Below are 5,754 nucleotides of genomic sequence, written 5' to 3' on the forward strand. Positions count from 1 at the left end.
CGGTGGGGCACGAGGACCTCCTTGGCGTGGAGTTGGTGTGTGGTAGCTCCACACCACGCCAGGAGGTCCTCCTTATTGCAAGATCATCCAGCCCGTGTCGCCGTCACCAACGTCCATGGGCAGTACACCTAGCGGCTCGGAACCGATCGGACCACGCGCGATCGCTGCATCGCTCCGTCTCGCCTAGCGGCTCGCTGCGCGATCAGGTTTCTCGCAAGCTCGAAACCTGCCTTCGGACGCGATCGCGACCGTCGAGGTCGTTGCGGGGTTGCGGTGTCGGCTGAGGCCAGTGCGTCGGTGCAGGGCCGGTCACTGGGTGTTGGACTGCTGGACGGTCACCTTCGTGAAGCCCAGTGCCTTGAGCATGTTCTCCAGCATCGTCTTGGTGTTGGCGTCGGCGCGTTCCTTCAGGCCGCTCTGGGCCGCGGCGGTCTGGATCTTCTGGGCCGCCAGGACGTAGAGCTGCTGCTGGTTGTTGGGGTTGCTGCTGAAGAAGTCGCCGAAGCGGTCGATCAGGCCGCGCTCGGTGGAGTAGACGTAGCTGTTCTTCTGGTCGAGGTTGGTCCGCTCAAGCTGCGCGGGCGGCAGGGTGATGGTCGCGGCCGTCCGGTCGGCGTTCACCTTGACGGCGCCGTCGCCCACCTTGGAGAAGTCGACGTAGGCGTCGACGGAGCCGTTGCCGACGAACAGCGTGCGGTTGCCGCGCAGGGAGTCCGGCAGGAACTTCGCGTCCTTCTCCAGGTCGACGACGACCTGGAAGTTGCCGCTGGCCGCCTCGTAGCGGTGCAGGTCGCGGATCGACTTCAGCAGGACGGGCCCGCTGCGGTCCTTCGTCTCCACGCCGAACGGGTCCAGCCATCCGGGAAGGCCGCGCAGCGCCTGCTGCGCCACCAGCACGATCGCGATGGTCGCGATGATGAGCAGGGCGGGGGTGAGCAGTCCGTGCCACCGGGGGCGGGACCGGACGGCGGACGACTTCCGGGGCGAGTCGTTCTTCGTTTCCGAGCGAGCCATGTACGGGACATTCCCGCAAGGACCGCCTCTTACCTGTCGGGCCGGTTAGGTCGGTGTGAGCGAAGCCATAGCGTGCCGCGCAACCCGGGCGGCGACCTGCGCGTTCCCCCGGCGTGGACATGATTCGCGTTTTCCGGTTGGTCTCCATCGCCGAGGCGGTCTCCTTCCTCGCCCTGCTGCTGATCGCGATGCCGCTGAAGTACGGCGCGGAGGCGGAGGTGGGCGTCCAGCTGGTCGGCCCGATCCACGGAGTCCTGTTCATGGCCTACGTCGGGATGGTCTTCCTCGTCCGCGACGCGCTCCGCTGGGACATGAAGCGCACGGTCCTCGCGCTGGCCGCGGCCGTGCTCCCGATCGCCCCGTTCCTCGTCGAGCGCCACTGGACCAGGCCCCCGCACGCGGCGGGCGCGCCCGCGTCAAGCGCCCCCTAGGAAGTTGGCCGGCCCCAGGGCGCAGGAGTGGTAGTCGGCGAAGTTGAGCCGCAGCCAGGCGCGGCGCCGCGCCTCGCTCCAGGAGCCGAAGCGGCGGGCGGCGCGGGTGTCGGGGACGGCCGGCGGGTCCTCGCCGAGGAGCCACGCGTCGACCAGCGCGCGGTAGTGGTCGGGGACGTCCGGGGAGGCCGCGCACGCGTGGGCGTCGCGGAGGCTCCGGCTGATCTGCCGGACGGCGCGTGACGCGTATCCGGGGGAGAGCGTCTCGTCCAGGTGGACGGTGGCGACGCCGCCCGACACCGAGACGGGCTTCCACGCCGGGCGCTGCTCCACGCGCGTGAACGCGCCGGGCGTCTCGTGGAGGCGGGCGGCAAGAGGAGTGGCCGCCGCCGTCAGCACGGGCAGCGCGTCCCGCAGTGCGGGGTGGACGCACACGGTGATCGGCCACTCCCGGCACACCGGTTCGGTGTGGACAGGCGTGATCGTGCCGCTGGAGGCGCGGAGGCCGAGCGTGGCGGTGCCCGTCACGGCCAGCGCGACCAGCAGCGGAAGGACGATCAGGAACCGCCGCGTCACCCACACGACGTAACCGAGGATCAGCGCGGTGGTCAGCCCGGCCGTCCAGGTGACCTGGTCGAGGAGCACGCGGGGGCGCAGCGTGGTGAACAGGGCGATCTGGTCGAAGGCCGCCGGGGGGAGCAGGCTCAACCAGGACATGCCGGGGACGCGGAGCGCGGCCCACAGGGACGTCACGGCGAGGACGAGGACGGCCGTGGCGCGGTGCGGTACGGCGCGTCCCATCAGGTAGCCGGCGACGACGTGCAGGACGAGCGAACCCGCGCCCGCGGCCACGCCCACCAGGTGGAGGTGCCCGGCGCCGTCCTGGGCGAGGGTGACGACGACGACCAGCGCCGTGACCGTGGCGTAGGAGAGCAGCGCGGCGACGGACAGCAGCAGCAGGTCCAGGAGCGCGCCGGTGGCGGGGGAGCGCGCCGTGAGGTCGCGCAGGTAGTCGAGCGGGCGTTCCCGGACCGTCGTCCACGCGGCGATCGCCGCGGCCACCGGGCCCACGAAGCGGACCGCGTTGACCAGGGCGACGACGGCGTTGTCCCAGTAGGCGACCGCCGGGTAGAGCGAAGGCACGGCGGCCGCCGTCCCCACCGCGGTGAGGACCGGCATCGCGACCAGCAGCGCCGTGCGGCGGGCGTCCAGCCGGAGCACCCGGCCGAGGTCAGACACCGGTGGCGCTTCCGGCGGGCGGCCTCCGCACCCGGAGCCTCGTCAGCTGCGGCAGCGGCACGCCGGGCAGCGTCATCTGCGGCGGCGCGAGCCGCGCGGGGCGGTGCCGCACCGGGACGGGCGGGGGCGGCGGGCCGGCCGGGTCGGCGGCGCGGCGGTCGGCGGCGCTGCGGCCGCGGCGGGCGCCGGCCGAGCCGGTGGCGTGCTCGGTCAGCCTGCCCCGGGCGAGCGTGAGGAGGCGGTCGCACCAGCCGGTGAGCGTCTCGGCGGCGTCGGCCGTGACGAGCACGGTCGGGGCGAGGGTGCGCAGCACCGGGACGAGCTCCGCCATGGCGGCGGTCAGCGCGTGGCGTCCGGGGCCGCCCGCGCCGGTGGGCCAGGGTTCGGCGGCGGCGCACAGCTCGCCGAACGGGTCGTCCAGCAGCACCACCTCGGGCTCGTGGACGCACGCCGCGGCGAGCCCGGCCCGCAGCCGGACGTCGGGCGGCAGCAGCGCCAGCTCGGTGCCGGCGGCCTCGCCGAGGTCGAGGCGCCGCACCATGGAGCGGGCGGCGGACGCGCTCGTCCGCTTGTAGTAGGCCGCGTACTCGACGAACTCCCCGGCCGTCATGTGCTCCGCCCGGGAGAACCGGGCGGGCAGGTAGCCGATGGCGGCCCGCGCGGCCCGTACCCCGGCGGCGTGCGCGACGTCGTGTCCGAGAATGTGCAGCACGCCGGCGTTCGGCCTGCGCAAGGTCGCGAACGTGGCCAGCAGAGTGGATTTACCGGCACCAGGTGGACCGGCCAGGCCGACCACGCCTTCGGGCACGCCGAAGGTCACCGGGCGCAGGAGCCACCGCCCCCCGCGGCGGACACCCATTCCTCGGGCCACGATCACGGAATGCTCCGCGATCACAAGTTTCCCCCCATTGCTCGTCATGCCCTCGCGGCGCCGGGGCGCGATTCCCGTGTCCGGGTACATCCGGTGGCCTCGGTCCCCCAACCCTGCCACGCGGTGCCCGCCGTCCCGGCCGCCGTTCGGCGGCCCGGCGCGCGGTCGCTTTTGCCCGTGCCGCGATGCATCGACATCGTGACTATAACCGGGCTTGGTGATGGCTGCCAGCAATCTTTTCGCCTTTACGGCAGGACGTCTCGAATCTTTGCCCGCGGTCCGCGATGGCGAATTCCAAAAAAGCCGACAAGTGTCGAATTGTGCAACGAATTGGGGCGTGCCGGGCCTCCGGTGCCGGGCGCCGCGCTCCGCTGGGAGCGTACGGACGCACGGCCACGTGCCCTCATGGGGCAGGATGGACCCATGCCTTCTCGGGACTTTTCGTTGCACGGGGCCATCGACCTGGGGGCGCGTCAGTCGGCCGCCAGGAAGCAGCAGGGCCGCCAGGCCCAGGGCGGCGGCGCGGGCGCCGGTGCCGGCGCGCCCGCGGCCGGCGGCCAGTACGTCGTGGACGTCACCGACCAGACGTTCAACACGGAGGTCGTGGAGCGGTCGCAGTCCGTTCCCGTCCTCGTCGACTTCTGGGCCGAGTGGTGCGGGCCCTGCAAACAGCTCGGGCCCATCCTGGAGAAGCTCGCCAACGAGGCGGCCGGCAAGTGGATCCTGGCCAAGGTCGACATCGACGCCAACCCGCAGCTCGGCGCGTACATGCAGCAGATGGGCGTGCGCGGCATCCCGTTCGTGGCGGCGGTCGTCGCCGGGCAGCTGCTGCCGTTCCTGAACGGCGCGGCCCCCGAGCCGCAGGTGCGCCAGGCCATCGACCAGCTCTTCGAGGCGCTCCGCAAGGAGGGCATCCTGCCGGACGCCCCCGAGGGCGAGCAGCCCGCCGCCGGCGCGGACGCGCCGATGGCCGACCCGGTGACCCAGCGGGCCGAGGACGCCCTGCAGCGCGGCGACCTGGACGGCGCCAAGGCCGCCTTCGAGGAACTCCTCGCCGCCGACCCGCGCAACGCGCAGGCCAAGCAGGGCGTCGCGCTGGTGGAGCTGAGCCGGCGGGTGGAGTCGCTGGACCCCGAGCGCACCCTCCAGGAGGCCGCCGCCAAGCCCGGCGACGTCCAGACGCAGATCCGCGCGGCCGACGTGGAGATGGTGTCCGGCCTGATGGAGCAGGCGTTCGACCGGCTGGTGTCCGCGGTACGCGCCACCGCGGGCGATGACCGCGACGCGGCCCGCAAACACCTGCTGTCGCTGTTCGACCTCCTCCCGCCGGACGACCCGCGCGTGACCAAGGCCCGCCGCTCCCTCCAGTCAGCTCTGTTCTGAGCCAGCCCAGGGGGCGACCCCCTGGAACCCCCGGCGCGCACGACCCGTGGGTGGTGTTCTGGCGGTTCTGGGCGGGTGTGGAGCGGGCATTAGTCGGGTGTGAGCGCGCACGTCGTGACCGTTTCGGCTGCGTTCGGCGCCGGTGGGCCGGTCGTCGGGCCGGCGGTGGCCGACCGGCTCGGGATGCGGTTCGTCGACCGCGCGATCCCCGAGCTGGTCGCCGGTGAGATCGGCTGCACGCTGGAGGAGGCGCTCGTCCACGACGACCGGGCGCTGAGCGGCATCGGCCGGATCCTCGCCGGGGCCGCGCGGCTGCCCACCGTCGCCCTCGGCATGGACGTCTACCTGCCCGACCGCACGATCGCGCAGCCCGAGGACTTCGTCGCGCACACCGAGGCGGTGATCAACCGGCTGGCCGACCGGGGCGGGGGAGTGCTGCTCGGCCGGGCCGCCGCCGTCGTGCTGGCCGGGCGCCGGGGCGTGCTGCACGTCCGGCTGGACGGCCCGCGGGACCGGCGGCTCGCGCACGCCGCCGCCGAGATGCCGGAGATGTCCCCGGAGAGGGGGCGACCTGCGCGGAGCGGGTCACCCGATCGCGATGTTGAGCGTATGCTCGATGACAACGACCGCGCCCGGACGGCCTACGTGAAGCACTTCTACGGGGCCGACCCCGCAGATCCGCGGCTCTACCACCTGGTGATCGACACCACGAGGCTGCCCGTGTCCGCGACCGTCGAGCTGATCGTCGTCGCGGCCCTGGCGGTGTGAGCCGCGGGACGCGACCGGGCCGCGGCCCCCGGACGCACCGTCCCGGCC

Annotated in this window: 6 protein-coding genes; 3 read left to right on the forward strand and 3 right to left on the reverse strand. The window is 73.1% G+C overall.

The window, feature by feature from the left end; translation table 11 throughout:
* Positions 1–309 precede the first annotated feature (309 nt).
* Positions 310–1,014 carry a DUF4230 domain-containing protein gene (locus tag E1266_RS34965; protein ID WP_132054513.1) on the reverse strand — a complete coding sequence of 235 codons (705 nt, stop codon included), beginning with the start codon at positions 1,012–1,014 and terminating at the stop codon, positions 310–312.
* A 119-nt stretch (positions 1,015–1,133) separates the two neighbouring features.
* On the opposite strand from E1266_RS34965, the gene E1266_RS34970 reads away from it, so the two are divergent.
* A complete protein-coding gene (locus E1266_RS34970) occupies positions 1,134–1,445 on the forward strand; it encodes a DUF3817 domain-containing protein (protein WP_132054515.1) in 312 nt (103 codons plus the stop codon).
* Here E1266_RS34970 and E1266_RS34975 read toward each other — a convergent pair.
* Together E1266_RS34975 and E1266_RS34980 are read right to left on the reverse strand one after the other, a co-directional pair.
* Positions 1,431–2,684: a hypothetical protein gene (locus E1266_RS34975; RefSeq protein ID WP_132054517.1), complete on the reverse strand. Its 1,254-nt coding sequence runs from the start codon at positions 2,682–2,684 to the stop codon at positions 1,431–1,433. The genes E1266_RS34970 and E1266_RS34975 overlap by 15 nt on opposite strands.
* Positions 2,677–3,504, reverse strand: coding sequence for an ATP-binding cassette domain-containing protein (locus E1266_RS34980; RefSeq protein ID WP_243719283.1), 828 nt, complete (start codon positions 3,502–3,504; stop codon positions 2,677–2,679). Before E1266_RS34980 ends, E1266_RS34975 begins: the two co-directional genes overlap by 8 nt.
* Positions 3,505–3,978: 474 nt before the next feature.
* Between E1266_RS34980 and E1266_RS34985 the strand changes: the two genes are divergently transcribed.
* Together E1266_RS34985 and E1266_RS34990 are read left to right on the forward strand one after the other, a co-directional pair.
* The gene (locus tag E1266_RS34985; protein ID WP_165966333.1) at positions 3,979–4,938 is read left to right on the forward strand and encodes a tetratricopeptide repeat protein; all 960 of its coding nucleotides are present in this window, start codon (positions 3,979–3,981) and stop codon (positions 4,936–4,938) included.
* A 114-nt stretch (positions 4,939–5,052) separates the two neighbouring features.
* Positions 5,053–5,706, forward strand: coding sequence for a cytidylate kinase-like family protein (locus E1266_RS34990; protein ID WP_243719285.1), 654 nt, complete (start codon positions 5,053–5,055; stop codon positions 5,704–5,706).
* Positions 5,707–5,754 lie beyond the last annotated feature (48 nt).

The organism is Actinomadura sp. 7K534, from assembly GCF_004348575.1.
Lineage (GTDB): Bacteria > Actinomycetota > Actinomycetes > Streptosporangiales > Streptosporangiaceae > Spirillospora > Spirillospora livida.